The organism is Kouleothrix sp. 19917, assembly GCF_057073505.1.
Genome location: NZ_CP097099.1, coordinates 7,771,749 through 7,795,266, shown reverse-complemented (window position 1 = coordinate 7,795,266; position 23,518 = coordinate 7,771,749). Strand labels below are relative to the sequence as shown.

23 protein-coding genes are annotated in these 23,518 nt (G+C 65.3%); 6 read left to right on the top strand and 17 right to left on the bottom strand.

Translation table 11 applies throughout. The annotated features are described in order from the left end of the window. Positions 1-143: 143 nt before the first annotated feature. On the bottom strand, positions 144-779 hold the full coding sequence (locus M1P90_RS31310; protein ID WP_483699684.1) for a CGNR zinc finger domain-containing protein: 636 nt from the start codon (positions 777-779) through the stop codon (positions 144-146). A gap of 92 nt (positions 780-871) precedes the next feature. Here M1P90_RS31310 and M1P90_RS31305 point away from each other — a divergent pair, with 92 nt between their 5' ends. Beyond that, on the top strand, positions 872-2,968 hold the full coding sequence (locus M1P90_RS31305) for an ABC transporter permease (RefSeq protein ID WP_483699683.1): 2,097 nt from the start codon (positions 872-874) through the stop codon (positions 2,966-2,968). A gap of 95 nt (positions 2,969-3,063) precedes the next feature. On the opposite strand, the gene M1P90_RS31300 is transcribed toward M1P90_RS31305, so the two are convergent. Both M1P90_RS31300 and M1P90_RS31295 read right to left on the bottom strand, forming a co-directional pair. Further along, positions 3,064-4,005, bottom strand: a complete 942-nt coding sequence (locus M1P90_RS31300) for an NADP-dependent oxidoreductase (RefSeq protein ID WP_483699682.1) — start codon at positions 4,003-4,005, stop codon at positions 3,064-3,066. 293 nt (positions 4,006-4,298) lie between these two features. Further along, positions 4,299-5,204, bottom strand: coding sequence for a GNAT family N-acetyltransferase (locus M1P90_RS31295; protein WP_483699681.1), 906 nt, complete (start codon positions 5,202-5,204; stop codon positions 4,299-4,301). 240 nt (positions 5,205-5,444) lie between these two features. Between M1P90_RS31295 and M1P90_RS31290 the strand changes: the two genes are divergently transcribed. Next, positions 5,445-6,605, top strand: a complete 1,161-nt coding sequence (locus M1P90_RS31290; RefSeq protein WP_483699680.1) for a glycosyltransferase — start codon at positions 5,445-5,447, stop codon at positions 6,603-6,605. 83 nt (positions 6,606-6,688) lie between these two features. On the opposite strand, the gene M1P90_RS31285 is transcribed toward M1P90_RS31290, so the two are convergent. Then, a complete protein-coding gene (locus tag M1P90_RS31285; protein ID WP_483699679.1) occupies positions 6,689-7,336 on the bottom strand; it encodes a TetR/AcrR family transcriptional regulator in 648 nt (215 codons plus the stop codon). A 251-nt stretch (positions 7,337-7,587) separates the two neighbouring features. Between M1P90_RS31285 and M1P90_RS31280 the strand changes: the two genes are divergently transcribed. Next, the gene (locus M1P90_RS31280) at positions 7,588-8,622 is read left to right on the top strand and encodes an SDR family oxidoreductase (RefSeq protein ID WP_483699678.1); all 1,035 of its coding nucleotides are present in this window, start codon (positions 7,588-7,590) and stop codon (positions 8,620-8,622) included. 67 nt (positions 8,623-8,689) lie between these two features. Continuing rightward, positions 8,690-9,355 carry a hypothetical protein gene (locus M1P90_RS31275; RefSeq protein WP_483699677.1) on the top strand — a complete coding sequence of 222 codons (666 nt, stop codon included), beginning with the start codon at positions 8,690-8,692 and terminating at the stop codon, positions 9,353-9,355. 139 nt (positions 9,356-9,494) lie between these two features. Here M1P90_RS31275 and M1P90_RS31270 read toward each other — a convergent pair whose 3' ends face one another. From M1P90_RS31270 to M1P90_RS31215, 12 genes are all read right to left on the bottom strand, one after another. Beyond that, a complete protein-coding gene (locus tag M1P90_RS31270) occupies positions 9,495-11,408 on the bottom strand; it encodes a VWA domain-containing protein (protein WP_483699676.1) in 1,914 nt (637 codons plus the stop codon). Positions 11,409-11,410: 2 nt separating this feature from the next. Continuing rightward, positions 11,411-12,091: a Uma2 family endonuclease gene (locus tag M1P90_RS31265; protein ID WP_483699675.1), complete on the bottom strand. Its 681-nt coding sequence runs from the start codon at positions 12,089-12,091 to the stop codon at positions 11,411-11,413. 40 nt (positions 12,092-12,131) lie between these two features. Next, the gene (locus M1P90_RS31260) at positions 12,132-13,019 is read right to left on the bottom strand and encodes a DUF58 domain-containing protein (protein ID WP_483699673.1); all 888 of its coding nucleotides are present in this window, start codon (positions 13,017-13,019) and stop codon (positions 12,132-12,134) included. Between the two features lie 102 nt (positions 13,020-13,121). Continuing rightward, on the bottom strand, positions 13,122-13,508 hold the full coding sequence (locus M1P90_RS31255) for a hypothetical protein (protein WP_483699671.1): 387 nt from the start codon (positions 13,506-13,508) through the stop codon (positions 13,122-13,124). A gap of 34 nt (positions 13,509-13,542) precedes the next feature. Next, positions 13,543-14,541 carry an AAA family ATPase gene (locus tag M1P90_RS31250; RefSeq protein ID WP_483699670.1) on the bottom strand — a complete coding sequence of 333 codons (999 nt, stop codon included), beginning with the start codon at positions 14,539-14,541 and terminating at the stop codon, positions 13,543-13,545. A gap of 83 nt (positions 14,542-14,624) precedes the next feature. After that, a complete protein-coding gene (locus tag M1P90_RS31245) occupies positions 14,625-14,825 on the bottom strand; it encodes a hypothetical protein (protein ID WP_483699669.1) in 201 nt (66 codons plus the stop codon). Positions 14,826-14,950: 125 nt separating this feature from the next. Then, positions 14,951-16,666, bottom strand: a complete 1,716-nt coding sequence (locus tag M1P90_RS31240; RefSeq protein WP_483699668.1) for a hypothetical protein — start codon at positions 16,664-16,666, stop codon at positions 14,951-14,953. A 150-nt stretch (positions 16,667-16,816) separates the two neighbouring features. Beyond that, the gene (locus M1P90_RS31235) at positions 16,817-17,242 is read right to left on the bottom strand and encodes a zinc ribbon domain-containing protein (protein WP_483699667.1); all 426 of its coding nucleotides are present in this window, start codon (positions 17,240-17,242) and stop codon (positions 16,817-16,819) included. Between the two features lie 91 nt (positions 17,243-17,333). Beyond that, entirely contained in the window at positions 17,334-18,455 is a 1,122-nt protein-coding gene (locus M1P90_RS31230; protein WP_483699666.1) for a site-2 protease family protein, read from the bottom strand. A 133-nt stretch (positions 18,456-18,588) separates the two neighbouring features. After that, entirely contained in the window at positions 18,589-18,972 is a 384-nt protein-coding gene (locus tag M1P90_RS31225; RefSeq protein ID WP_483699665.1) for a zinc-ribbon domain containing protein, read from the bottom strand. A gap of 238 nt (positions 18,973-19,210) precedes the next feature. Further along, on the bottom strand, positions 19,211-19,960 hold the full coding sequence (locus tag M1P90_RS31220; RefSeq protein ID WP_483699664.1) for a DUF2270 domain-containing protein: 750 nt from the start codon (positions 19,958-19,960) through the stop codon (positions 19,211-19,213). Then, positions 19,957-20,139: a hypothetical protein gene (locus tag M1P90_RS31215; protein ID WP_483699663.1), complete on the bottom strand. Its 183-nt coding sequence runs from the start codon at positions 20,137-20,139 to the stop codon at positions 19,957-19,959. Before M1P90_RS31215 ends, M1P90_RS31220 begins: the two co-directional genes overlap by 4 nt. Before the next feature lie 136 nt (positions 20,140-20,275). On the opposite strand from M1P90_RS31215, the gene M1P90_RS31210 reads away from it, so the two are divergent. Then, positions 20,276-21,202, top strand: coding sequence for a DNA adenine methylase (locus M1P90_RS31210; RefSeq protein WP_483699662.1), 927 nt, complete (start codon positions 20,276-20,278; stop codon positions 21,200-21,202). A gap of 74 nt (positions 21,203-21,276) precedes the next feature. Continuing rightward, on the top strand, positions 21,277-21,915 hold the full coding sequence (locus M1P90_RS31205; protein WP_483699661.1) for a response regulator: 639 nt from the start codon (positions 21,277-21,279) through the stop codon (positions 21,913-21,915). Positions 21,916-22,145: 230 nt separating this feature from the next. On the opposite strand, the gene M1P90_RS31200 is transcribed toward M1P90_RS31205, so the two are convergent. Beyond that, complete coding sequence (locus M1P90_RS31200; RefSeq protein WP_483699660.1) at positions 22,146-23,258, bottom strand: TRM11 family SAM-dependent methyltransferase; 1,113 nt, start codon at positions 23,256-23,258, stop codon at positions 22,146-22,148. Between the last annotated feature and the right edge of the window lie 260 nt (positions 23,259-23,518).

Genomic DNA, 23,518 nt, shown 5'->3' with positions numbered 1-23,518 from the left:
CGGCACAAGGGTGACAAGATGACAAGATGACGGGGTGATCGGCTGAGCAGAGAACCGTAGAATCAAGAGCCGCAGAACTGCTGAACCTGCAATCCACAATTCTTTGCGCCCTTTGCGCTCTTTGCGGTAGTTCTGGCCGTTCGTCATTCGTCGTTTGTCATTCGCCGGTAGTAGCGCCGCGCCTTGGCGATGTTGCCACAATCTTCCATCGAGCACCAGCGCCGGCTGCCGGTGCGGCTGGTGTCGAGAAACAGCCAGCTACAGCCTTCGCCGGCGCACTCGCGCACGCGCGCCAGCTCGGGCGAGGCCAGCAGCGCCGCCGCCGAAAGCAGCGCCGGCCAGATCGGCACGTCGAGCGGGCTGGCATCGGCGGGCCAGCGCCACCCGAGCGGGTTTGTGCCCGGGTCGAGCTGGGCCGGCGCGGGCATGCGCGCCAGCGCCGCGTTGAGCGCCTCGGTGTCGGCGGGGGCGAAGGGGCGACCGGCGGCATTGCCGCTGAATACGCCATACAGCGCGCGGCGCGTGCGGCGGGCCAGCTCCAGCGCGGCCTGCGCGGCAGCGGGCTGGGCTGTGGCGGCGCGGGATGCTGCCTGAAGCTGGGCGGGCGTGGCGGCACTGGCGTGCTGCGCCCAAATCAGAAATAACCCGTAATCACGCCAGTGATCGCGGGGCTGCGGCAGCGCGTGGTCGTTCACCGTATTCACAAAATCCAGGCCCAGCCGCCCGCCCACCAGCCGCAGATCACCCGCAAAGGTATTGATTGTTCTGGTCGTCGTCATCGCTTGACAGCGCTTCGCTTTTCGGCTAGATTCTAACCACCCTGGCGGTTAGAATAATAGCACAGCTCGGCGTTTCGGCCAAAAGGAACACTATGAACTGTGGCACCACAAGCTGCGCCGAGATCATGCTCCAGATCCTGGCGATCGGGCTTTCCAACGGCGCGGTGATCGCGCTGAACGCGATTGGCGTGACGCTGGTGTATGGCGCGGTGCGCATGCTCAACTTCGCGTATGGCGACCTGTTTGCGCTGACGACTGTGCTGGTGGTGGTGGTGGTGCGCGGGCTCGATCTCATCCCGGGCATGGCCGCGCTGCCGCTCGTGGGCGGGCTGGCGCTCGCGCTCTTCGCGTCAATGGCCTTTGGCAGCGCGCTGAATGTCGCCGTCGAGCGGGTGGCGTTTCGGCCGTTTCGCGGCGGCTCGCGCCTGGCCCCGCTGATCGCCACGGTCGGGCTGTCGTTCATGCTTTACGAGGCCGCGCTGCTGTGGCGCACCAGCGACAAATCGGTGCCGGGCGCGCACCACAGCACGCCGGGTGTGCCCGAAGTGCCGCGCCTGGGTGTGCACGATCTGCTGCCCAAGCTCGATCTGGTGCAGGCGAGCGGGCTGAAACTCCAAGTGAGCTACACGCTGAAAGACCTGCTGGTGCTCCTTTTTGCCGTGGCGCTGGCGCTGCTGGTGGGCTGGTTTCTGCGCAGCTCGCGGGCCGGGCGGGCGCTGCGCGCCTGCGCGCAGGATGCCGAAATGGCGCGGCTGTGCGGCATCGACCACCACGGCGCAATTCGCTTAGCCTTTGCGATTGGCGGCGCGCTCTCGGGCGCGGCGGCGTTTATTTTCACGATTTATTACCAGCACCCTTACACCGAATATGGCGTGCAAAGCGGCCTGTTCGCCTTTACTGCTGCCGTGCTCGGCGGCATTGGCCGGCCGCGCGGTGCGTTTTTGAGCGGCTTGCTGCTCGGCATTCTGGCGGCGTTCAGCGATTATTTCCTGGCCTCGCAGTGGACGCCGGTGCTGCTGATGGTGGTGCTGATCGGCGCGCTGACGCTGCGGCCGGGTGGCTTGCTTGGCGGCGCGGAAAGTGACGACTCGGGCGCGCGTATCAGCGCCGACGAGCTGGGCGAGCGCCCGGTGAGCCGGCTGCGCCCGCGCCTGACGGCTGCGCTGCTGCTGCTGGTGGTGGCCTATCCGCTGCTCGATCTGGCGCTGGGCCTGCACTACGAGCTGGTGGCGATCAAGATTCTGCTGTTTATGCTGCTGGCGGTGGGCCTGAACATTGTGCTGGGCTATGCCGGCCTGCTCGACCTGGGCTATGCCGCGTGTTTCGCGCTGGGCGGCTACACAGTGGCGATGCTCACGGGCGGGCAGCTCAGCGCATGGCTGCCCACGCGGCTCGATTTCTTGCTGGTGCTGGCGGTCAGCACGGTCGTTTCGATGATTTTTGGCGTGATCAACGGGGCGCTGGCCACGCGCCTGCGCGGCGATTACCTGGCGATTGTGACGGTTGCGTTTGGCCTGATCATCCCGCAGAGCTTTGTGAACCTTGATCAGTGGACGGGTGGCGAGCGCGGTGCGGCGGCGCTGCCGCCACCGATTCTGTTTGGCTACCGGCTCGGCACCACCACCGAAGCCTATCTGTTTGCCGCGCTGGCGCTGATCCTGGCAACGGTGGCGTGCATGCGGCTGGCGCGCTCGCGGATCGGGCGGGCGTGGGCCGCGCTCAGCGCCGACGAGGTGGCGGCAGCCAGTTGTGGCGTCGATATCACCCGCTCGAAGCACCTGGCCTTTGTGATTGGCTCGGTGATCGCCGGGCTGGCTGGCTCGCTGTTCGCCAGCATTTTCAGCTATGTCGATCCCAACCAGTTCGATTTCCGCGTGTCGGCCATGGTGCTGGCGATGGTGGTGATTGGCGGCGCGGGCAGCGTGCCGGGCGCGATCCTGGGCGCGCTGCTGGTGGCGGGTATCGACCAGCTCGGCATCCCGCTGCTCGGCGCGTGGCTCGACAGCCTGAACACGTCGCGCGAGGGCGTGCTGGCGCTGCTCGATATTCGCGCGCTGAACTCGCTCTACTTCGGGCTGGCGCTGTACCTGGCGGTGTTTGTGCGGGCGCGGCGCTCGGCGCAGCCGGCCGAAGCGCGGCGCGGGCTGGGGCGGCTGTTTGGGCGAACGGCCAAGCCGCGCGAGGCGTGATACGCAGGAGTCAGGAGTCAGAATTCAGGAGTCAGCGCACGACGCTCTTTGCAGAACGTCGTGCGCTGTGCGAACCGTTCTAATCAAGCCCAAGCTTATTCCACCACCAGCACCACGCGTCCGCGCGTATGGCGGCCTTCCACCAGCGTGTGCGCGTGGCTGGCTTCGCTCAGCGGCAGCACCGAGTCGACAATTGGCCGCAGCTTGCCTTCCGCCACCAGCGCGCTCAGCTCGTGCAGCACCGCGCTGGCGGGCCCAATGCCCACGGCAAACTTCTGGCGAACGCCGTGCGCAGCGGCAGCTTCCTCGCCGGGCGGCTGCACCAGCGACACCAGAATACCGCCCGGCTTCAGCACGCCCCACGAGCGCTCCAGCGTGTCGCCGCCCACCGTGTCGAGCACCACATCCACATCGTGCGCCACCTGCTCGAAGGGCGTGGCCGTGTAGTCGATCACTTCGTCGGCCCCTAGCTCGCGCAGAAAATCGAGATTGCGGGGCGACGACGTTGCGATCACATGCACGCCATGCGATTTCGCAAGCTGGATGGCAATGCTGCCGACGCCGCCCGCCCCGCCATGGATCAGCGCGGTTTGCCCGGGCACGAGCAGATCGTCGTCCATAAGCGAGCGCCAGGTCGAGAGCCCGGCATGGGCCAGCGCGGCCGCTTCGGCAAAGCTCAGCGATGGCGGTTTGGGCGCGGCGTCGGCAGTAGCAACCACAGCGTATTCTGCATTTGCGCCATTGCGCGCGGGGTCGAGGCGTGCAAACACTTCATCGCCGGGCGCAAAACCTTCTACGTCTGCGCCAACTTCTTCGACAACGCCCGCAACATCCAGGCCCGGTACCAGCGGAAATGCGTACTGGTACCAGCCAGCCACGTAGCCCGCGCGCATCACCGTGTCGAATGGGTTCACTGTTGTTGCACGAACGCGCACCAGCAGCTCGCCCGGCCCGACCTCGGGGCGCGGCATTTCCTGGTAGTGCAGCACGTCAGTCCCGCCATAGCCATCCATCCCAACCGCTCGCATCATTGCCATCGTGCAATCTCCTTTGTAGGAACGAAAAACGTATCTAGCCGCCCAGAGTGACCTGGGCGATAGACTCACGATGAACCCCAAGCGCCTTGCCGGGCAGCAACAGGCAGGCACAGCAAGGCCAGCCATCGGGCACCAATAGCCATTGAGCGTGCTACGGCGAAGCGCGTATTATTCAGGCATGCCAGAAACGATTGTGCCGAGGAGTTCGCGCCCCTGCCGCCAAGCCACCACGTACCACATCTGCGCGATAGAGAGAGGATAGCGTGTATTTCGCTGGGATACTATCGTGAGAATTACGTATCTTCAGCGCGGTGCTGGAGATCGAAGCGCAGCACGGTTTGCTGCTCGCCGGTGCGGTGAAAGCCAAACCACTCATACAGGCGCTGGGCGCGCAGGTTGTGGGCCTGTGTGTTCAGCGTAAGCGTGCCAGCGCCGCGCCCGCGCGCAAACGCCACCACTTCGGCCAGCAGGCGCACACCCACCGCCTGGCCCTGCAGCTCGGGCAGCACCGCAATGCGCACCAGATGCACCAGCCGCCCGCCGAAGTGGCTGGTGGCGAAGGCATAGCCGACCACCCGGCCCTGGAGCTCGGCCACCACGAAGAAGGGCGCCTCGAATATCGCCTGCCCCAGCACCTGATCGTCCTTGGTCCAGTGTGCCGAGAAGCAGGCGCGATCGACTGCCAGCACGTCGGGCAGATCGACAGCTTCGGCGCGGCGCAGGCGCGCGGCGGTGCTGCCAGTGCTGGGCACTTCCAGCGTCACCTGCTCGTACACCACCACGTCGGTTTCGCGCACATAGCCACGCGCCGCCAGACCCGGCTGCATCCACAGGTCGGCCGCCTCATCGCCGGCATAGAACACCGCCTGCACCTGCTGGGCGCGCAACTGCTCGTGGAACAGCGGCAGCAGCGCATCGAACACCGGCCCGACCAGCAGGCCGTCGCCAATGCCAAAGGCGCGCACCCAGCTCGCGCCCTGCACGTTCCAGCCGGCCAGCGCCGCCGCCCAAACCTCGCGGCCAGTGCTGAGCACCACCGCCGGCGCGCCCGCCAGCAGCGAAGGCAAATGTGGGTAGGGGTAGCTGGCATAGTGATGCGCGCCGTGCCGCAGCAGGCGTGAAATAGCGCCAAGATCATCCAGCGTGGCCGGGCGAACGTCCGCCAGGCTGAGATCGAGACTGCGTCGGAACAAGCGCATAACCGTCGGTTCTTCTGCGGGTGGGCAACGAGTGAGTATCCTATTATACATCAATGCCCTGCGCCAGGCATGGTATGATCGCCGGGCAGGTGTGATGGATAATTCTGCTTCAGCGGGCGTCGCTTTGCAGCCCGGTCGTTTACGGCTGGGCAGAGCGCGAACAGCCATTGTGCAGAAAAATCCGCCGCGCCCTCGCCCGTCTTCCGAAGCGCCGGTTTGCGCGCTTGCATAAGGCCCGCCATGCTTGTGTTCCTGCTGCTGGTTCCGCTGCTGTCTTTGGGCGTGGCCGCGCTGTATGCCGCCGACCTGCTGGCCGACGCGCGCGCGCCCACGCTTAGGCCAGCCCTGGCGCAACCGCCCGACGGCCCGCTGGTGTCGGTGCTTATTCCGGCGCGCAACGAGGCCGCGCGGCTGGGGAACTGCCTGGCTGGGCTGGCCGCGCAGCGCTACCGCAGCTTCGAGGTGATTGTGGTGGACGACGGCTCGACCGACGGTACGGCGGAACTGGCGCGCAGCTATGCGGAATGCCTGCCTGCGCTTGATGTGATTTCCGGCGCTGCCCTGCCCGACGGCTGGGCTGGGAAGTGCTGGGCTTGCTGGCAGGCGGCCGGGCAGGCGCGCGGCGCGTGGCTCTTGTTTCTCGACGCCGACGTGCTGCCCGCGCCCGAGCTTTTGGCCGCGCTCGTCCAGCGCGCCGAGGCGGGCGAGCTCGACCTGCTGACGCTTCTGCCGCAGCTGCGCCTGGGCACGCCCGCCGAGAAGATCGTGCTGCCGGCTTTTTTCGCGCTGCTCACCGCGCTGTATCCGCTCGCCCGCGTGAGCGACCCGCGCTCGCCGGTTGCGTTTGCCAACGGACCCTGCCTGATGCTGCGCCGCACGGTCTACGATGCTACCGACGGGCATCGGGCGGTGCGCGCCAGCATTCTGGAAGATACCGACCTCGGCCAGCGCGTGAAGGCGGCGGGCTACCGCATTGCGGCGGCGCACGCGCCCGAGCTCATTGCCGTGCGCATGTATGACGGCTGGGCCAGCCTGGCCGAGGGCCTGAGCAAGAATGCGGTGGCGGGCTATCAGAGCGGCGGCGCGCGCTCGTTCTGGGTGGGTGCGCGGCAGTCGCTGGTGGCGTTTGCGCCGGGCTACCTGCTGCTGGCGGGTGCCCTGCTGGCCTGGGCGCGGCCCGGCGCGGCGCTGGGCTTGGTGCTGCTGGCGCATGGCGTGGCGCTGCTGGGCGTGGCGCTGCTGTGCTGGGGCGTGCTGGCGGCGCGGCGCTACCGGCTCGCGCCGTGGTGGGGCGCGCTGTTCCCGCTTGGCACGGCGATCTATTTCGGGCTGGCGGGCTGGGGGCTGCTGCGCCTGCGCCTGGGCCGCGGCGTGACATGGAAGGGGCGCAGGTTTCGGTAGTTTTTTTGGCCGACACATAAGACGCGAAAGACGAAAAGGGGTTCGCCCATCGTCGGTTGTCCGCGGTCGGTGGTCGTCAGCAGCTACCGCGCACTGCCCAGCGCCGCGCCCAGGTAGCCCACCAGCAGCGTCGTCGCCTGCTCAATCAGCGCGTGCCCGACGTCGATGTCGCCCGCCTGCTTGGCGGAAAGCGCCTGCGAGAGGATCGCGCCCACGGCGGTGAAACCAACGCTGGTGAAAAGGCGGCGCTGCTCGGCACGGAGCGCGGGCGCGTGCGCGGCCAGCACCGCGTCGATACGCGCCATGATGTCGTTCGCAAGGTCGCTGCAGGCAGTGGCGAGCGCCGAGCCAGCCGGCGCTTGCAGCACCATGCGGCTGAAGCCGGCATGATCGCCGCCATAGCTCGTCAGCACGTCCAGCACACGCGCCAGCGCATCGGCCAGCGGCTCGCCAGCGGGTGTGGGACGCTCGGCATACAGGGCAGCAAGCTCCTGGCGGTAGCGCGCCAGAAGCGCGTGCAGAATAGCCTCTTTGTTTGGGAAGAACTGATAAACCGAGCCGATCGGAATACCGGCCTGCGCCGCAAGCTCGTTGGTGCTGGCCGCGTCGTAGCCGCGCTCGGCAAACAGCTGCTCGGCTGTGTCGAGGATCAGCCCCACGCGCTGCTGACCGCGCGCCTGCTGCGGGCTGCGCCGCATTGTGGCGGTTTCGTTTGTGGGCTTGTTCGGCAAGGGGCGCGGCTCCTTCTGGCGAAATAGCATTTGGGCCACAGAGCGCACAGAGGGCACTGGGCTGGAGATCCAACTCCGTGTTCTCGGTGTTCTCTGTGGCTCGTCATCCTGCGCGCAGCAGCGCAAAAATAGTATGAATCCAGCTCTTGACAATATGAGCCATTGCTCATATTATAATCATGAGCTTTCGCTCACATATCTGGCGCGCATTATACCCCACGGCGCAGCGTAAAGCAAGAAGCGAGGTTTCCATGCAAGCATTTGTGACGGGCGGCACCGGGCTGTTGGGCGGCAATCTTGTGCGGCTGCTTGTGCAGCAGGGGCATCGCGTGCGCGTGCTGGTGCGCTCGCGCGCCAAGGCCGCGCAGCTTCTGACGGGGCTGGATGTCGAGCTGGTCGAAGGCGATATGACCAACGTGGCTGATTTCGCGGGCGAGCTGGCCGGCTGCGATGTGCTGTTTCACACGGCGGCCTACTTCCGCGAATACTACCAGCCGGGCGACCACTGGGCCACCTTAAAGGCGATTAATGTCGATGGCACCATGGCGCTGCTGCGTGCTGCCGAGCAGCAAGGCGTGGGGAAAGTGATCTACGCCAGCTCGAACGGCGTGATCGGCGCTGAGCCGGGCACGCTGGTGGGCGACGAGCGCACGCCACCCGACAGCTACGCGACCGAAAACCTGTATATGAAAAGCAAAGTGCTGGCCGAGCAGCGCATCGCCGAATTCCTCAAGCACAGCGCGCTGCCGGTGGTGCTGATTCTGCCGGCCTGGATGTTTGGCCCCGGCGACGCCGCGCCAACCAGCAGCGGCCAGCTTGTGCTCGATTACCTCAACCGCCGGCTGCCGGGCGTGCCCAATGGCGGCGGCGCACCCGTCGATGCCCGCGATGTCGCCCAAACGATGATTAACGCGGTTGAGCGTGGGCGCAGCGGCGAGCGCTACATCGTTGGCGGCGACACCTTTGTGCCCTTCACCGAGCTGTTTGCGCTGCTGCAGCACAACAGTGGCGTGCCCGCGCCGCGCTGGCACCTGCCCTACGCCGGCGCGCTGGCGCTGGCAACCGTGCTGGAAGCATGGAATCGGCTGACGGGCCGGCCGGTGCTGATCACGCGCGCCGCGGTACAGAGCGTCTACCGCCGCAACACCACCAGCTCGGCCAAGGCGGTGCGCGAGCTGGGCGCGAACTTACGGCCTTTTGCCGAAACCGTCCGCGACGAAGTAGCATGGTTTCGCGCCAACCAGCCCACGCAAGTGCCCGCGCAGCTTGCGCCGTCGGCGCGGTAAGAACGACATTGACGCGCGCGGCTGTTCTCCATACCATGGCGCTCGATCCTATTACGGAGCGAGCACTATGGAACAGCGCGACATGCTTATCGAACGGGTGGCCGCCGTGATTGTGCGCCTGCCGGCACCCGGCGTGCTGCGCGTGGGCATCGACGGGGTGGATGGGGCCGGCAAGACCGTCTTTGGCGACGAGCTGGCGGCGGCGCTGATTGCCCGTGGCCGGCCCGTCATTCGCGCCTCGGTGGATGGCTTCCACAACCCACGCGCGCTGCGCTACCGCCAGGGCCGCAACTCGCCGCAGGGCTATTTCGAAGATTCCTACAACTACGCCCAATTGCGCGCCGCCCTGCTCGACCCGCTGAGCCCGGGCGGCAGCGGGCGCTACCGCACCGCCGCGTTCGACCATCGCAGCGACGCGGCGGTGGACATTCCCGAGGCGCAGGCCGCCCCCGGCGACATTCTTGTGCTGGATGGCATTTTCCTGCACCGGCCCGAGCTGCGCGGCTACTGGGACTTTTCGATCTTTCTGGATGTGGATTTTGCCGTGTCGGTGCCGCGCTTCGCCACCCGCGACGCCGGCCCAACCGCGCTCGACGCGCCCATGAACCAGCGCTATATTCTCGGCCAGCAGCTCTACATGCGCGCCTGCGCGCCCGCGCACCACGCCACACTGGTGATTGACAACACCGACCTGCCTGCGCCGCGCATTGTGCGCGGGACACTGAAGCAGTAGGCAGCACGCAGAAGTCAGCATCGCAAACACTCCCCGAAAAGATTTTGGGGGCAAAAGACGAAGGACGAACGACCAAGTTGTGTTGGTCGTTCGTCCTTCGTCTTTCGTCAGGACACCCGCAATAATGTTACCCAAGAATCTAGCTCGCCGGGCGCGTGCGCCAGTTGCGCCAGCGCTGCCGCAGGAAGGCGATGCCGTTGCGCTGGTACACCAGCCATTCCACCACCAGCACCACCAGCGCCAGCGCCGCCAGCCAGCGCCAGAACTCCTGCCGGCCCACGCGCTCGGCCGTGGTGGCCTGCTGCAAGCCGCTCACCTGTGGCACCTTCAGCTCGGCCTGCGGCCCAACCGCCGACTCGGCCGGGTCGAACAGGTTGACGGCGAAACGCTGCCGTGCCACCAGCTTCTCGCCCTGAAATTGCTCAACCACATACACGCCGGGCGTGCCCGTGTCGGCGTCGATCACCTGGCCATTGCGCGCCTCAGGCGTCACAATGCTGCCGTCGGGGTGGCTGATCCGCACCGCCGTAATGCTCGCATCCACCGGCAGCGCCAGCGGCTGGCCCGGCGCAAGCTGCGCGGCGTCGGCACCGCTGCCCGGCACCAGGTAGCTCACCAAATTCGACAGCAGCAGCGGGAAAGCGACCTGCACCGGCAGATCGGAATTGTGCAGATCGAACGCCAGCACCACGATCTTGCGGCCATCGCGCTCGCCCGCCACCAGCATCGGCCCGCCATCGCCATCCACCACCGTGCGCGCCCACGCTCCCGGCTGAATCCTGTTCGCCTTCAGCACGCTCACATCGCTGAGCTTGACATTCCGCAGCAGCGGCTCGTCGCCGGGAACGGGCCGCAGCGCCGGCAAATCGATCTGCCCAGTGACCGAGAAGAAGCTGGTGGAGCGTGGTGGCGCAATAAACAGCAGGTTGCCGGGCGGCAGCTGCGTCGGCACCACTGCGTCGAAAATCGTCAGCGGCACCTGCGCAGCCGTTTCGGTAAAGGTGGCCGTGCTGGTCGGCACGACCGAAACCTTGATACTCGGCAAGCGCGCCAGCCCAACTTCAAGGAAGCGGTTGCCGGGGCTGACCAGCCGCACCGTCGTGCCTTCGCCCAGCGTGCTCACCGCCCAGGCGCGGTCGTCGGTCGGCAGCGCGTCGGCCGCGCCGGGGTCGGTCAGGCGCGCCTCGGCCTTGCGCACCTGCGCGGGCACTTCCACCACCACCGACTGATCAGCGCCGGGCGCGAGCGTCAGGTTGTAGGCGTTGAACAGCTGGTCGTCGAGGTAGAGATCAAGGCGGCGGGAAACCTGATTCGGCCCGTAGTTCGTGGCCTGGGCGAAAAGTGTCTGGCCAGCCGGGCTGGGCTGCATTGCCATCGCGCTCATCGCCACGTTATCGCGGCTGGTGCCAACCGGGAAGTAGCGCACGGTGGCCGGCACCGGCTGAAGCGTTTCGAGCGAGGGAACATTGCCGTCGGAAATAATTGCGATCTCGCTGTCGGCGGTGCGGGCGGTCAGCGCAGCGGCAAGCGTCAGCGCCTGTGTCAGGTCGCTCCCGCCGCCGGTGCGCAGCTGAATGCCCTCAATCGCGTCGCGCAGCTGGCGGCGGTCGGTGCTGGCCGACACGAGGTTTTCGGTCTGGCCGCCCGCCGCAATCACGGTTGCGCGCCCATCATCGGCCAGCTGCCCAATCAGCGCGAGCGCCTGCTGCCTGGCCGCATCGAGGCGCGTGGGCGAGCCGTCGGCCGCGCCCATGCTGGCCGAGCGATCGATGACAATGATCAGGTTCTTGCCCGCAATGCCATTGGTGAGGAAAAAGGGCCGTGCCAGCGCCAGCACCAGCAGAAGCAGGAGCAGCAGCTGCAGCAGCAGCAAGAGGTTGCGGCGCAGCTTCTGCCAAGGCGCGTTGGCCTCGACATCGCGCACGACTCGCTGCCACAGAAACGTGGACGAGACGCGGCGCTCTTCGCGGCGCAGCTTCAGCAGGTACATGGCCACGATGATCGGGCCGAGAACAACTGCGCCAATCAGCGCGAGTGGTGTGAGAAAGGACACTGCTACGGTTCCGCCTGATCGGGTTCGATGCCTAGCGCGCGAAGTTGCGCGGCCAAGCGCTCGGCGCGTTGACGTTCTGTCTCGGCGCGTTGACGTTCCTGTTCGCGGGCGCGTTCCAGAGCAACATATGACTCAAAGGGGCGGCCATCGGGTCGGATCAGCCGCATCTCACCTTCTGCTATTTCAAAGCGCACGCCCAGGCGCGGGCTCACCCAGCCATGCATTTCAGGCACGGCTGTAAGCTCGCCCTGGCCGCCAATATAGCCGCTGAGCGCGCCACTGTCGGGATCGTACAGGTACAATTCCTCGACGCCATATCGCTCGTAGAAGCGTAGTTTGCCCAGCATTTCTGGCAGTGTGTTGCCGGGTGAAAGCACCTCGAACACGACCTGCGGCACAACACCACTTTCGTTCCACTGCTGGTACGAGCCACGGTCGCCCTTGGGGCGGCCAAATACCACCATCACGTCGGGCGCAACACGGATCTGCGGCCTGCCTTCAACCGGGTACCACAATAAATCGCCAGCCACAAAGACCTGTGGGTCACCTTGAAACAGCGCGTCAAGCCCACCCTGAATCGTCACAATCCAGCGGAACTGTCTAGTATTATCGGCCATAGGCTGCCCATCGCTATCGGGGTATTCAACGGCCCGGCTGGTAAGCATTGATGTTTGTATGCTCATAGGCTTGCTCGTGTACTATCTTCGCCGTCACACTGTGATTCTACCGCACAACACTGCGCCGCCGCAAATTCGACAGCACGAAATCTTCCACCGGCACGGAGGTGTCGGCAAAAATATAGTTGATGCCGCGCCCGCTGCAAAAGCTCTCGATCTCGGCGCGCCACTCGCGCAGGTGCTCGTCGTACTGGCGCAGCACCTCCAGGTCGGCGGTGATTTCGAGCGCAGGGCCGCCCTCCGCATCCAGCAGGCGAAAGTCGCCGTCGATGTCGGGGCGCAATTCCTGCGGGGCCAGCGTGTGCACAATCGTGATCTCGAACGGGCGTGCCGTCAGCGTGCGCAGCGCTTCTTTCCACTCGGGGTCCATCAGGTCCGAGCAGAGCAGCAGCGGGCCGACATTGCGCGCCGTTCGGATATAGCGCTTGGCGGTGGCCTGCAGGTTGCCGCCCGCGCCGCCGGGCAGCTTCTGAATGAAATCGAACAGGGGCAGCGCGCCACGCTTGCCGCGCACACTGGGCAGCTGCTGGCCCTTGCCGGCCGCCAGTGCCGTCACTGTCACGCGGTCGAGGCTGGAAAGCGCGATGTAGCCAAACGCCGCCGCCACGCGCCGGGCGTAGAGCAGCTTGTTCGGCTCGCCCCAATCCATCGAGGCGGTGTTGTCGAGCAGCAGGTGAATAGTCAGCTCTTCCTCGGCCACCATCAGCTTGAGGAAAAAGCGCTCCATGCGTGCGTACAGGTTCCAGTCGATCTGGCGAATGTCGTCGCCGCGCGCGTAGGGGCGGAAATCGGCAAATTCCACCGAGCTGCCCCGGCGTGGGCTGCGGCGCTCGCCCTGCAAGTCGCCCGCCATCGCGCGGCGCGTCAGCAGCGCCAGCCGGTCGAGCTTGCGCAGAAACGTTGGGTCGAATAAGGGTGCCGGGGCGACAGTCATGCCTTGTGTCTACTTTCGTGGGCTCAAAATAGGCAAGCGCACCCTTCGATACGCGCTTTGCGCTACTCAGGATGCGCGTTCACGCTTCCAGCAATGTCGCTGCTACGAAAGCGGCGTGAGCGTTGGCGCGGGCTGAACCGACCCGGCGGCGCGGCGCACCAGTACCATCCCGATCATGCCGCCGCCCAGCGCGGCAATCAGCTGCAAAAGCAGCAGGCGCGGGTCGATCAGTGGCTGGATGGCGGGGTAGGGGCCAAAGGCTGCGCCAAGCTGGCAGGCCACCAGCAGCACACCCACCGCCAGGCCCGGCGCAGGCGCGGTGCGGCTGGCCCAGCGGGCCGCCACGGTGCCGCCAAGCGCGGCCCACAGTGGCAGCAGCACAATCGCCACCGCCGCAGCATTCAACCCAACCGCCAGCGCAAATGTTCCAGCATCGAGCGCCAGCCCGAGGGCCAGCGCAACCACCACTGCGGGGATACGCACCACCATGCTTTGCTCCGCTTGGCATTCAGGCGAAGCTGGCCTACTCGGTCTTGACCGTTTCGACCAGCTGGCGAATCACATCGTCGGGATCTATGCCCTCGGCCTGAGCCTCGAAGTTCAGAATGATGCGGTGGCGGAGTGCGGGCAGGGCAGCCAGTTTCAAATCGGCGAACGCCACGTTGAAGCGCCCGTCGAGCAGGGCCATAATTTTGCCAGCCAGGATCAGCGCCTGCATGCCGCGCGGGCTGGCGCCATAGCGCACATACTGCCGCGTCACAGCTGGCGAGCTGGCGTCGGTTGGGTGCGTGGCGGAAATCAGGCGGGCGGCATAGGCCAGCACATGGCTGGCAATCGGCACGCTGCGGGCGAGCTTCTGCATTGCGCTCACCAGCGCACCATTCGCAACTTTGCGCGTCTGCGGCGTGCGCTCGCTGGTAGTGCGGTTGGCGATCTCAACCAGCTCGGCGGTGCTGGGGAACGGCACCAGGATCTTGAAGAAGAAGCGGTCGAGCTGCGCTTCCGGCAGCGGGTAGGTGCCTTCCATCTCCAGCGGGTTCTGCGTCGCCAGCACGAAAAACGGGTCGGCCAGCTGGTGGATGGTTTTCGCCACCGTGACAGTGTGCTCCTGCATGGCTTCCAGCAGCGCGCTTTGCGTTTTCGGCGTGGCACGGTTGATCTCGTCGGCCAGCACCAGGTTGGCGAAAATCGGGCCGGGCTCGAAGCGAAACGCCTTGTGGCCGGCATCATCTTCGCTGATCAGCGTGGTGCCAACAATATCGGCGGGCATCAGGTCGGGGGTGAACTGAATGCGGTTGAACGAGCAGTCGAGCACGTCGGAGAGCGTGCGCACCAGGGTTGTTTTCGCCAGGCCGGGCACGCCTTCGAGCAGGGCATTGCCGCCCGCCAGCAGAACAATCAGCGTCTGGCGAATCAGGTCGCGCTGGCCCACAATCACCTGGCCGATCTCGGCTTCGATCATTGCGGCGCGCTGGCGGAATTCTTCCGGGCCAAAGCGCGGCGCTGAGGTTGGGTTGGTCATGTGAAACTCCTGCTCCTGCGGCACGCTGGCTGGGCCGCCCTGCTTCGCTTGTGCACGCGCTCGGTGAGTGTGAGCCGCCGCGCTTACACGCGTGGCAGCGCCAGCAGAATCACCGTTGCGCCAATCAGCGCGATCAGAAATGCAAACCAGGATGCTGCGGTAAGCGCAAACGCAACCGTGATTGCTTTGGAAGGAACCTGTGACGCACGCCGCGCGCCATACACCAGAAACATGCTGCCGATCAGCACAAACACTGCAAGCATTCCAACAATAGGTACGATCATGGTATCACCCTCTACGCAGCACGGCCTGGTGCTGCTTTGCGTATACGTCTCGACCGAGACCGGCAATGAGGGACGCCACTGTCCGTAAAAACGTCTGCAATCGAGTAAGAACTGCGCCAGGGCGTTTAGCGCCTGGGCTCGAGGTTAGAAAAGTAGTCGCGAACATAGTCTTTCAGATGCGGCGGAATGGCGCTCTGGTCGAGCGCTTCGCCGGCGGCGCGCTGATAGGTGGGCAGATTTTCCTGGTAGGGCACCTGCGCCGGGCCAGCCGCGCCGGGCAGGTTGGTTTGCCCCTGCTGCGTCTGCGTTGAGCCACCCTGGCCTTGCTGGCCCTGGATTTCCTCGGGCCGCGCAGCGCCATTGCCGGGCTTGTAGGGCTGGTAGATCATGTCGTCGTGACCACTGCCAGCTTCGTTGCCGCCATTGCCATTGTTCTGGCCCTGCTGGCTGCTCTGGCCGTTCGGGTTGCCCGGCTGGCCGCCGTTCTGCGCCGACCCGGAGCTGCCATTTTGCCCTTGCTGCCCTTGCTGCCCTTGCTGCCCTTGCTGCCCTTGCTGGCCTTGCTGGCCCTGCTGGCCCTGCTGCCCCTGCTGGTTTTGCTGGCCTTGCTGGCCCTGCTGCCCCTGCTGGTTTTGCTGGCCTTGCTGGCCCTGCTGCCCCTGCTGGTTTTGCTGGCCTTGCTGGTTTTGCTGATTCTGCTGACCAGCCTGCGCCACGCTTTGGCGGTTCTGCTGCAGCTGCGAGAGCGACTGCTGCAGCGCTTGCTGCTGGGCTTGCTGGGCCTGCGCCTGCTGGGCCTGCTGCGCGGCCTGCTGAAGCGATTGCTGCGCCTGCTGGGTATTGCCCTGCTGGAGCGCCTGCGCGGCCTGGTTCAGATTTTGCGCCAGCTGCGGGTTGCTCTGGCTTTGCTGCTGGGCCTGCTGGCTCAGGTTCTGCGCAAGCTGCTGGCGCTGCTCGGGCGTCATCTGGCTGAGCTGCTGGGCAAGCTGATCAAGCTGCTGGGCGACCTGGCTGGCATCGCCGGTTTGCTGGCCATTCTGGCCCGAAGTGTTCTGCAAGCTGCGCGAAAGGTTCTCCAGCGCGGAGCGGCGGGCATCGCTACTCGGGTCGATGCGCTGCTGGAGCTGGTTCTCCACCGACGAAAGATCGGCCAGCGCCTGCTCGCGGCTGCCCGGGTTTTCGCGCAGCTGGCGCTCCAGCTCGGCAAGCTGCTTGTCGAGCGCAGCGCGCTCTTCGGGTGTGAGCGCCTGGTTTTGCGCAATCTGCTGACGCAGTTCCTGCGTCTGGTCGGCGATCTGCGCGGCCACCTGCTGCACCGCCGCGCGCTCGGCCAGCACCGCCGTTTGCGGGTTGGGCAGCACTGCCAGCGCCAGGCCAAGCGCGAGTGCGCCGAGTGCCATGAGCAGCGGGCGGCGCGCAACTGCGATGGCAAGCGGCAGCATGCGCGGGCGCAACGTTTCGGCGAACGTGCGCGCATCGTCCTGCTGCTGGCCAGCCAGCGGGTTTTCGGCCTTCTGGCTGCTCAGCTCAAGCGCGGTAGAAAGGCGCTCGCGCAGCCCCAGCTCAAGATCGACGCGCCGCGCCACCTGGGCGGCAGGCAGCCGGCGGAACAAGAGCGCGCCAATGATGAAGAGCAGCCACAGCGCCGGCGGCAGCAGCGACCACAGCAGGAGGTTGGGGATGGGCGTGAGGCGGCCAATAATTTGCAGCAACGCAAAGCCCGCCGGCGCCAGCCAAAGCGTGCGCGTCGCCAGCAAAAGCCAGTCGCGCAGCTGCAGCCGCCGCCGCATGGGTTGAAGCCGCCGTTGAATATATTCGCTGGTTGATAGTGCCTGAGCCATAGGTGGTTTCCGACAGGAGCGCCCCGCTTATCAGGCCGTGCCCATTGCCTGCCCGCTGTCAGTATGACGAAATAACAGCAAGTTATGTTCCGCAAGGGTACGATAGCACGGCTTGCGCGCCAGCAGAATAGCGCGCGCCTGATAGGGAGCTTATTCTTCGGTGCGGCGCCAGAAGTGGCGTTCGCTGATCTGCTTTTTCCCGTCCGCGCCTTCCCACACTTCAATCACGCGCTGGCTCACAATCGTCACCACGCTGCCAACCGGGCTTTTTGTGATTGCGGGAGTGCTGGCGGCTGCCGTGGTGGGGCGCGCCAGTGCGGTAGATGCGGGCGCAGTATTTTCCATACGGTGGCGCAACCATGTCAGGCCGGCTTCGGCCACCAGCGCGGCGGCGCTCAGCGCGACGGTTTTGCCAACTTGCTGCCAGGTCACCGGGAGCTGGCGGCCAGCAACAACCATCGGCGCGGCATCGCGGCGGGCGGGAAGCTGGCGCTCAAGCGGCGCGCCGCATTTCCCGCAGTAGTGATCGTTCAGCGGGTTGCCGTGCTGGCATGCCGGGCAGATACGTTCAACCATGTGCTGTGCTCCTTTGATGCCCTGGTATTCAGCAATGCCTACCTGATGCCGCCAGTATAGCATACCTTCCCGGGCGCTGCGCGCTGCGTTATTATGAGCGTTGGGCTTTGCGCTGGCGCTCGATATAGCCAAACATATCGCGCCGCCGCAGCATGCCCAGCAGCACCGCGCCATCCATCACTGGCAGCTGTTCTTCGCCGCTTTCCAGCAGGGTGCGAAACGCCTCACCAGCGGGCATTTCGGGCGGCAGCGCGCGAATGCGGTGCAGCGGCGTCATCGCTTCGCCCACGCGGGTGCGCGCCCATTCGTTGAACTGGAAGCGCCGCAGGTTGCGCATGGTGATCATTCCAAGCAGCGGCTGTGGCGCATCGGCTTCGGGCAGCAGCAGCACCGGGAAACCCTGATCGAGCTGCCCAAGCACATAGCGCCCAACGAACTGGTCGAGCGGCAGCTCGGGCGCAACGGCGCGAAAGCCGCGCTGCATCAGGTCGTGCACCGACAGGTTGCTCAGGGCGTGCTGCACGCTAAAACGCCGGTAGCCAATAATCGCGTGGCGGGCCAGAAAGTAGCCGATCAGACTGGCCAGGCTGCCGTTCAGCAGGTCGCCCGTACCAAAGGTATACAGCAGGCCCGCGAAAAACAAGAGCCAGCCGCACACCCGCCCGGCCAGCGCGGCCACCCAGGCTGCGCCAACCGCGTCGTCGTTCAGGTAGAAAAGCATGGCCCACAGAATGCGCCCGCCGTCGAGCGGGTAGCCGGGCAGCAGGTTGAACAGCGCCACGACACCATTGGTGAGGGCCAGGTGCAGCGCGAGCGTGGACAAGGCCGGCACAGGAAGGAGCCACCAGAGCAGCCCGCCCAGCAGCGCCAGAATAACGCTCGCTGCCGGGCCAGCCACCGCAACCAGCAGGTCGCGCACCGGCTCGGGCGCGGCTTCGCCGATCTCGGTGCCACCGCCCAGCGCAAACAAGGTGATGCCATGCACTTCCAGCCCGTAGCGCTGCGCGACCAGCGCGTGCCCGAGTTCGTGCAGCACCACCGACGCGCACAGCAACAGCGCCGCAACGGCGGCCAGCAGCCATGCGCCGGATGGCCCGGCCAGCGGCGTGTACATCCAGTGCAGCAAAACCGTGGCAAGCACCAGCATGCCCAGCCAACTCCAGCGGCAGCGGATGGGCACCCCCGCAATTGTGGCGATTGTCAGTATCGGCATAGGGTATATGTGGGCGCGCAGTACGCCTGGCCGATCGGCCAGTAAAGCAGCGCGCGCCCGGTATTATACCATCGGAGAATCAAAACGGCGGCTGGCTTGGAAGCCAGCCGCCGCAAATTTGCCGAGGTGGTGCTTACCAGCGCGAAGTCGCGCGGCGCTGCTGCTGGAAGCAATCCGAGCAGTACACCGGCTTGTCGCCGCGGGGCACGAACGGCACTTTGGCCTCTTTGCCGCAGGAAGCACATGTGGTGGTGTGCATCTCGCGCGCGCCGCTGCTGTAGCCGCCCCTGCTACCATAGCTGTCGTCGCCATAGCCACCGCGATCGCTGTAACCACCGCGATCACTGTAGCTGCTGCTGCGCCCGCCACCCGATGCCTTGCGCGCCTGCCGGCAAGCCGGGCAGCGCGTGGGCTCGTTGGTGAAGCCCTTCTGGGCATAGAACTCTTGCTCGCCCGCTGTGAAGACAAATTCCGAACCGCAATCCCGACACGTGAGGGTCTTGTCCGCGTAGCTCATCGCTCGCCTACTCCTTGTAGTGAAAAAAACTCGCTGTCCAGCAGGCTTGGGAAAACGATGAGCGGGGAACACACGTCCTGGGGCGCAGGCGGGGTCTGAGGCATCTCGTAGCAACCAAACCGTTTGAACATGGCGACATCATAGCATAAATTGTACATAGTTTCAAGAGGCAGTTTTCTTGCGCACGACAACAACGCGTATACCCAACTTTTACGGGCCAATGCAGCACCAGGACGCCCTATGCGAGACGGTCTCCCGTGAGGCGGCGGCGCGTTTCCTGGCGCGAGGCGGTTTCGTCGCTGGTGCGCTCGGGGCTGCTGATCGCCAGCACAACCAGGAATGCGTTGAAGATCACGCCGGTGAGCAGCACAGCCCACGGGGGGATCGGGCCGATGCGCATGCGCTCAAACAGCTCGGCGAAGGACGGCGGCGAGTTGGGGTGGATCACAATTTTGACGCACCAGCTAATCAGCAGCACGCCAAAGATCCAGATGTAGTTGCGCCGCAGCCGCCGCCCCAGCGCTTCCCACAGGCTAATACTGAAGCGCGGGTGCAGCAGATCGCTTGCCAGCAGCTGCCGCCAGTTGTCGATCTCGTCGGGGCGCTCGGGCGTGAGCATTTCGGCGAAAAATTCGGTTTCCATCAGCCGCACGCGCGTGCGCCACAGGTCGTAGAACATATAGCGGCGCGCTTCAATATACATGAAATAGAAGATCAGCAGCGAGTTGACCAGAATCATCACGTGGGTGTTTTTTTCGCTGCTGAAGCCAAACGAGAGCGTTGCGCCGGTGGTGAGCACGGCCCAGTTGGTGGTGCCGTCGAGGCGCATGCGCCAGGTGTTGGCGCGGCCAACTTCGCCGCGGTAAAGGTGCACCATGGCGGTGTTGAACTCAGTGGCGGTGAGCGGGCGTACCGATGGCCCGAGCATTGTGGGGCGCTCGGGGGTGGTAATGCGCGCGCTTGGCTCTTCGGTCGAAACACTCGTCATGGCGCGCGCAACTGCCGCAGCGCGGCGTAGATGCCGAGCGCCAGCAGGCCCGTGATCAGCAGCAGGCTCCAGATGTTGAGCTGCACCACAAAGATGATCCGAAGCCGGCTCCAGATCAGCCAGACGGCCAGCAGCACCGCCGCAAGAATGAGCCAGCGATTCGTGCCGATGCGATTCATAGCACCTCGATGCCAGTGGAATGTGTGCCGAGTATTATACAGCGCCGCAGAATCATTGTCCATATATGCAACAAATGTGTTACCAGGTATGCTATAATCGGCCGGCATTCAGAAGTATCAGCGCTGTCGCGGGACCATGTCTCTGACCGCGTGCGAAACAGAGCCGGTTGGCACCATGACCCAGTCCTCGATGGCGATCGAGGCCCTCTCTGCTGTGCGCCCGTTTGTGAAATGGGCGGGCGGCAAGGGCCAGCTTTTGCCCGAATTATCGCGCCGTTTGCCGCGCAAGTTTCGCCGCTACCACGAGCCATTTGTGGGCGGCGCTGCGCTGTTTTTCCACTTATATAACTCCGGCCGCCTCCACGATGGCGCGCTGCTGTGCGATTTCAACCCCGAGCTGGTGCTGTGCTACCAGGTTGTGCGCGACGAACCCGAGGCGCTGATTGCCGCGCTGAAGCAGCACGAGCGCCACCGGCTCGACCGCGAGTATTTCATGGATGTGCGCGGCTGGGATCGCCGGCCCGATTTCGCGCAGCGTGGCGCGGTCGAGCGCGCCGCCCGCACGATTTTCCTCAACCGCACCTGCTACAACGGCCTGTACCGCCTGAACAACAAGGGCCAGTTCAACGCGCCGTTTGGCTACTACAAAAACCCGCTGATCTGCGACCCCGACAACATGCGCGCGGCCAGCGCGGCCCTCAAGCGCGCCGAGCTGTTTGTTGGCGATTTTGGCGATGTCGCGGCGCGCGCCGAGCCGGGCGACCTGGTGTATTTCGACCCGCCCTACGTGCCGATGAGCGCGACCGCGTCGTTCACGCACTACACCGGGCAGACATTTGGCCCCGACGATCAGCGCCGCCTGGCGCACCTGTTCGATGAGCTGATGGAGCGCGGAGTGTATGTGATGCTCAGCAACTCGCACACGCCGCTGTCGCGCGAGCTGTACGCTGCGCACGCCGTCAGCACCTCCGTGGTGCTGGCCAGCCGCAAAATCAACTGCGACGGGCGCAAGCGTGGCAATGTCGAAGAATTAATCGTGTGCGGCTACACGCCGGGAACCTGAAAGGGTGAAGAGGTGAAAGGGTGAAACAGAGCCTCACCCTTTCACCTTTTCACCCTTTCACCCTTTCGTAATCTATGACGATCCGTATTCTCATCGCCGACGACCACCCGATTGTGCGCGAGGGCCTGAGCGCCGTGCTCGAGACCCAGGCGGATTTTGCGATCGTTGGGATGGCGGCCAGCGGCACCGAGGCCGTGGCGCAATCGGCCGCGCTGCAGCCCGATGTGATTTTGCTCGATTTAGAGTTGCCTGAGCTCGATGGCGTGGCGGCGCTGCGGGCGATTCGCGTGGCGCGGCCCGAGGCGCGCGTGCTGATCTTCACCGCCTTCGATACCGACGAGCGCATTCTGGCGGCGGTGCAGGCCGGCGCGCAGGGCTACCTGCTCAAAGGCGCGCCGCGCGACGAGCTGTTTCAGGCGATTCGGGTGGTGCACGGCGGCGGCTCGCTTTTGCAGCCGGTGGTGGCGGCGCGCCTGCTGCGCCAGGTCAGCAGCCCGGCCGCAAGCAGCCTCGCCGAGCCGCTGACCGAGCGCGAGCTGGATGTGCTGCGCCTGCTGGCGCGTGGCCGGCAGAACAAGGAGATCGCGGGCGAGCTGACGATCAGCGAGCGCACCGTGAAATTTCACGTTTCGGCCATTCTGGCCAAGCTGGGCGTGGGCAACCGCACCGAGGCCGTCAGCCGTGCCGCGCAATTGGGGCTGGTGGAACTGTAGGCAGCGAGCAGGTGGCAGTCGGCAGGCGGCAGTCGGCAGTCGGCAGGCGGCAGGCGGCAGTCGGCAGGCGGCAGTCGGCAGCGAGCAGTCGGCAGTCGGCAGTCGGCAGGTGGCAGTCGGCAGTCGGCAGTCGGCAGTCGGCAGTCGGCAGGCGGCAGGTGGCAGGCGGCAGGGGCAGTTTGAGCTTAATTTGCTCACTGCCTGCCGCATACTGCCTTCTGCCCGCTGGCCTAGCGCTTGCGGAACACGAAAATATATTCGTGCTTGAAGACATAGAATCCGCCCACCAGCGCGCGATATTTCCATAGCTCGGCCTGGCTGCGCTTGCCAGCGGTTTGCTCAAAGTTCTTCACAATAATGCTCTTGAGCAGGAAATTGCGCTGCAATACCTCATTCATCGCCTGGAAGCCCAACGGAATCCACTCGCACTTCGCGTATTTGTCGCCAATCACCAGCGCGAGGTAGCGCCCCGAGTCGAGCACCTCATTCACGCGATCGACCAGCGTGCCCAACATCGTCAGAAAGGCGTCGAGCGAGGTGGCGTTGGAAAGGTCGCGCGGGTCGTCGCTGAACCTGATGATGTCGTAGTAGGGCGGGTGCAGGATCACAAGCTGCGCCGAATCGCGGCCGTGGGCGCGAAGCAGGGCGCGGTAATCGGCGGCCAGGCAATCGTCGTTGGCGAGGGCGGTGACAATGCCGTGCGGGTTGGGCTCGGCGGCGATCTGGGCGCGGGTGCGCTCGGCCACCGGCGCTTGCAGCTCGACGCCCAGGCAGTTGCGGCCCAGCCGGCGCGCTTCGATCAGCGTGGTGCCCGAGCCGGCAAACGGGTCGATCACCCAATCGCCGGGGCGGGTGTAGCGCCGCATCATCTGGTGCGGAATTTGCGGGATGAAGTTGCCCCAGTAGCCGGCGTGGTGCGCGCCCGTGCTGTCGCGCCGGTTCACCACCCACAGGCTGTCGGTGTAAATATCCTCGTATTCCTTCCAGCGATTCAGGTTGATGTCGTTCACCGCGCCGGTACGCACCTCGGTAACGCTTTTGATCAGCCGGCCAATGTAGTAGCGCGCGCGCTCGACGGTGTAGGCCGCGCGAATCTGCGCCAGCTCGGCGCGCAGGTAGTCGGGCGCGAAACGCACACCCTCGGCGGCGCGCAGCGGGCTGGCGGCGTCGGCAAGCTGCGCCCCGAGCGCGTCGATGCCCTGGCGAATGGCGGGCATGGTGGCCGCTTCGGCCAGGCGCGTCAGCGCGCCATGCAGTTGTGCGCGGTCGAGCACAAGCGGCTCGTCTGCCAGCTCGAACGGGCTGTCGTCGATCGGGGCCATGCGCGGGAGCAGCTGGTGCATAGATGTTCCTTGCTGTTGTGCGATGGGCGTATCATACCGAAAAACTCATGCAATGGCAAGAGCCAATCATGCCAAATCAACGCCATGTTTTCGACTTATCCACATCCCCATGTGTAGCCGCTTTCCGAATCGCTGACACGTAAACCCGTTCGGGCAATGAAAAGATTGAGAGCAAGTTCTCATCGGAATCACTTTCCGACACGTTGACTCGGCTGTACCGATATGCTAGAGTCGCCTTCCAGGAGCTTGTTAAGAATTGA

What these genes read in the sequence shown, in the direction of transcription:
- M1P90_RS31310 (WP_483699684.1), bottom strand. Translation starts at nt 779, where the DNA reads ATGACGACGACCAGAACAATCAATACCTTTGCGGGTGATCTGCGGCTG.
- M1P90_RS31305 (WP_483699683.1), top strand. Translation starts at nt 872, where the DNA reads ATGAACTGTGGCACCACAAGCTGCGCCGAGATCATGCTCCAGATCCTG.
- M1P90_RS31300 (WP_483699682.1), bottom strand. Translation starts at nt 4,005, where the DNA reads ATGGCAATGATGCGAGCGGTTGGGATGGATGGCTATGGCGGGACTGAC.
- M1P90_RS31295 (WP_483699681.1), bottom strand. Translation starts at nt 5,204, where the DNA reads ATGCGCTTGTTCCGACGCAGTCTCGATCTCAGCCTGGCGGACGTTCGC.
- M1P90_RS31290 (WP_483699680.1), top strand. Translation starts at nt 5,445, where the DNA reads ATGCTTGTGTTCCTGCTGCTGGTTCCGCTGCTGTCTTTGGGCGTGGCC.
- M1P90_RS31280 (WP_483699678.1), top strand. Translation starts at nt 7,588, where the DNA reads ATGCAAGCATTTGTGACGGGCGGCACCGGGCTGTTGGGCGGCAATCTT.
- M1P90_RS31275 (WP_483699677.1), top strand. Translation starts at nt 8,690, where the DNA reads ATGGAACAGCGCGACATGCTTATCGAACGGGTGGCCGCCGTGATTGTG.
- M1P90_RS31265 (WP_483699675.1), bottom strand. Translation starts at nt 12,091, where the DNA reads ATGAGCATACAAACATCAATGCTTACCAGCCGGGCCGTTGAATACCCC.
- M1P90_RS31260 (WP_483699673.1), bottom strand. Translation starts at nt 13,019, where the DNA reads ATGACTGTCGCCCCGGCACCCTTATTCGACCCAACGTTTCTGCGCAAG.
- M1P90_RS31255 (WP_483699671.1), bottom strand. Translation starts at nt 13,508, where the DNA reads ATGGTGGTGCGTATCCCCGCAGTGGTGGTTGCGCTGGCCCTCGGGCTG.
- M1P90_RS31250 (WP_483699670.1), bottom strand. Translation starts at nt 14,541, where the DNA reads ATGACCAACCCAACCTCAGCGCCGCGCTTTGGCCCGGAAGAATTCCGC.
- M1P90_RS31245 (WP_483699669.1), bottom strand. Translation starts at nt 14,825, where the DNA reads ATGATCGTACCTATTGTTGGAATGCTTGCAGTGTTTGTGCTGATCGGC.
- M1P90_RS31240 (WP_483699668.1), bottom strand. Translation starts at nt 16,666, where the DNA reads ATGGCTCAGGCACTATCAACCAGCGAATATATTCAACGGCGGCTTCAA.
- M1P90_RS31235 (WP_483699667.1), bottom strand. Translation starts at nt 17,242, where the DNA reads ATGGTTGAACGTATCTGCCCGGCATGCCAGCACGGCAACCCGCTGAAC.
- M1P90_RS31230 (WP_483699666.1), bottom strand. Translation starts at nt 18,455, where the DNA reads ATGCCGATACTGACAATCGCCACAATTGCGGGGGTGCCCATCCGCTGC.
- M1P90_RS31225 (WP_483699665.1), bottom strand. Translation starts at nt 18,972, where the DNA reads ATGAGCTACGCGGACAAGACCCTCACGTGTCGGGATTGCGGTTCGGAA.
- M1P90_RS31220 (WP_483699664.1), bottom strand. Translation starts at nt 19,960, where the DNA reads ATGACGAGTGTTTCGACCGAAGAGCCAAGCGCGCGCATTACCACCCCC.
- M1P90_RS31215 (WP_483699663.1), bottom strand. Translation starts at nt 20,139, where the DNA reads ATGAATCGCATCGGCACGAATCGCTGGCTCATTCTTGCGGCGGTGCTG.
- M1P90_RS31210 (WP_483699662.1), top strand. Translation starts at nt 20,276, where the DNA reads ATGTCTCTGACCGCGTGCGAAACAGAGCCGGTTGGCACCATGACCCAG.
- M1P90_RS31205 (WP_483699661.1), top strand. Translation starts at nt 21,277, where the DNA reads ATGACGATCCGTATTCTCATCGCCGACGACCACCCGATTGTGCGCGAG.
- M1P90_RS31200 (WP_483699660.1), bottom strand. Translation starts at nt 23,258, where the DNA reads ATGCACCAGCTGCTCCCGCGCATGGCCCCGATCGACGACAGCCCGTTC.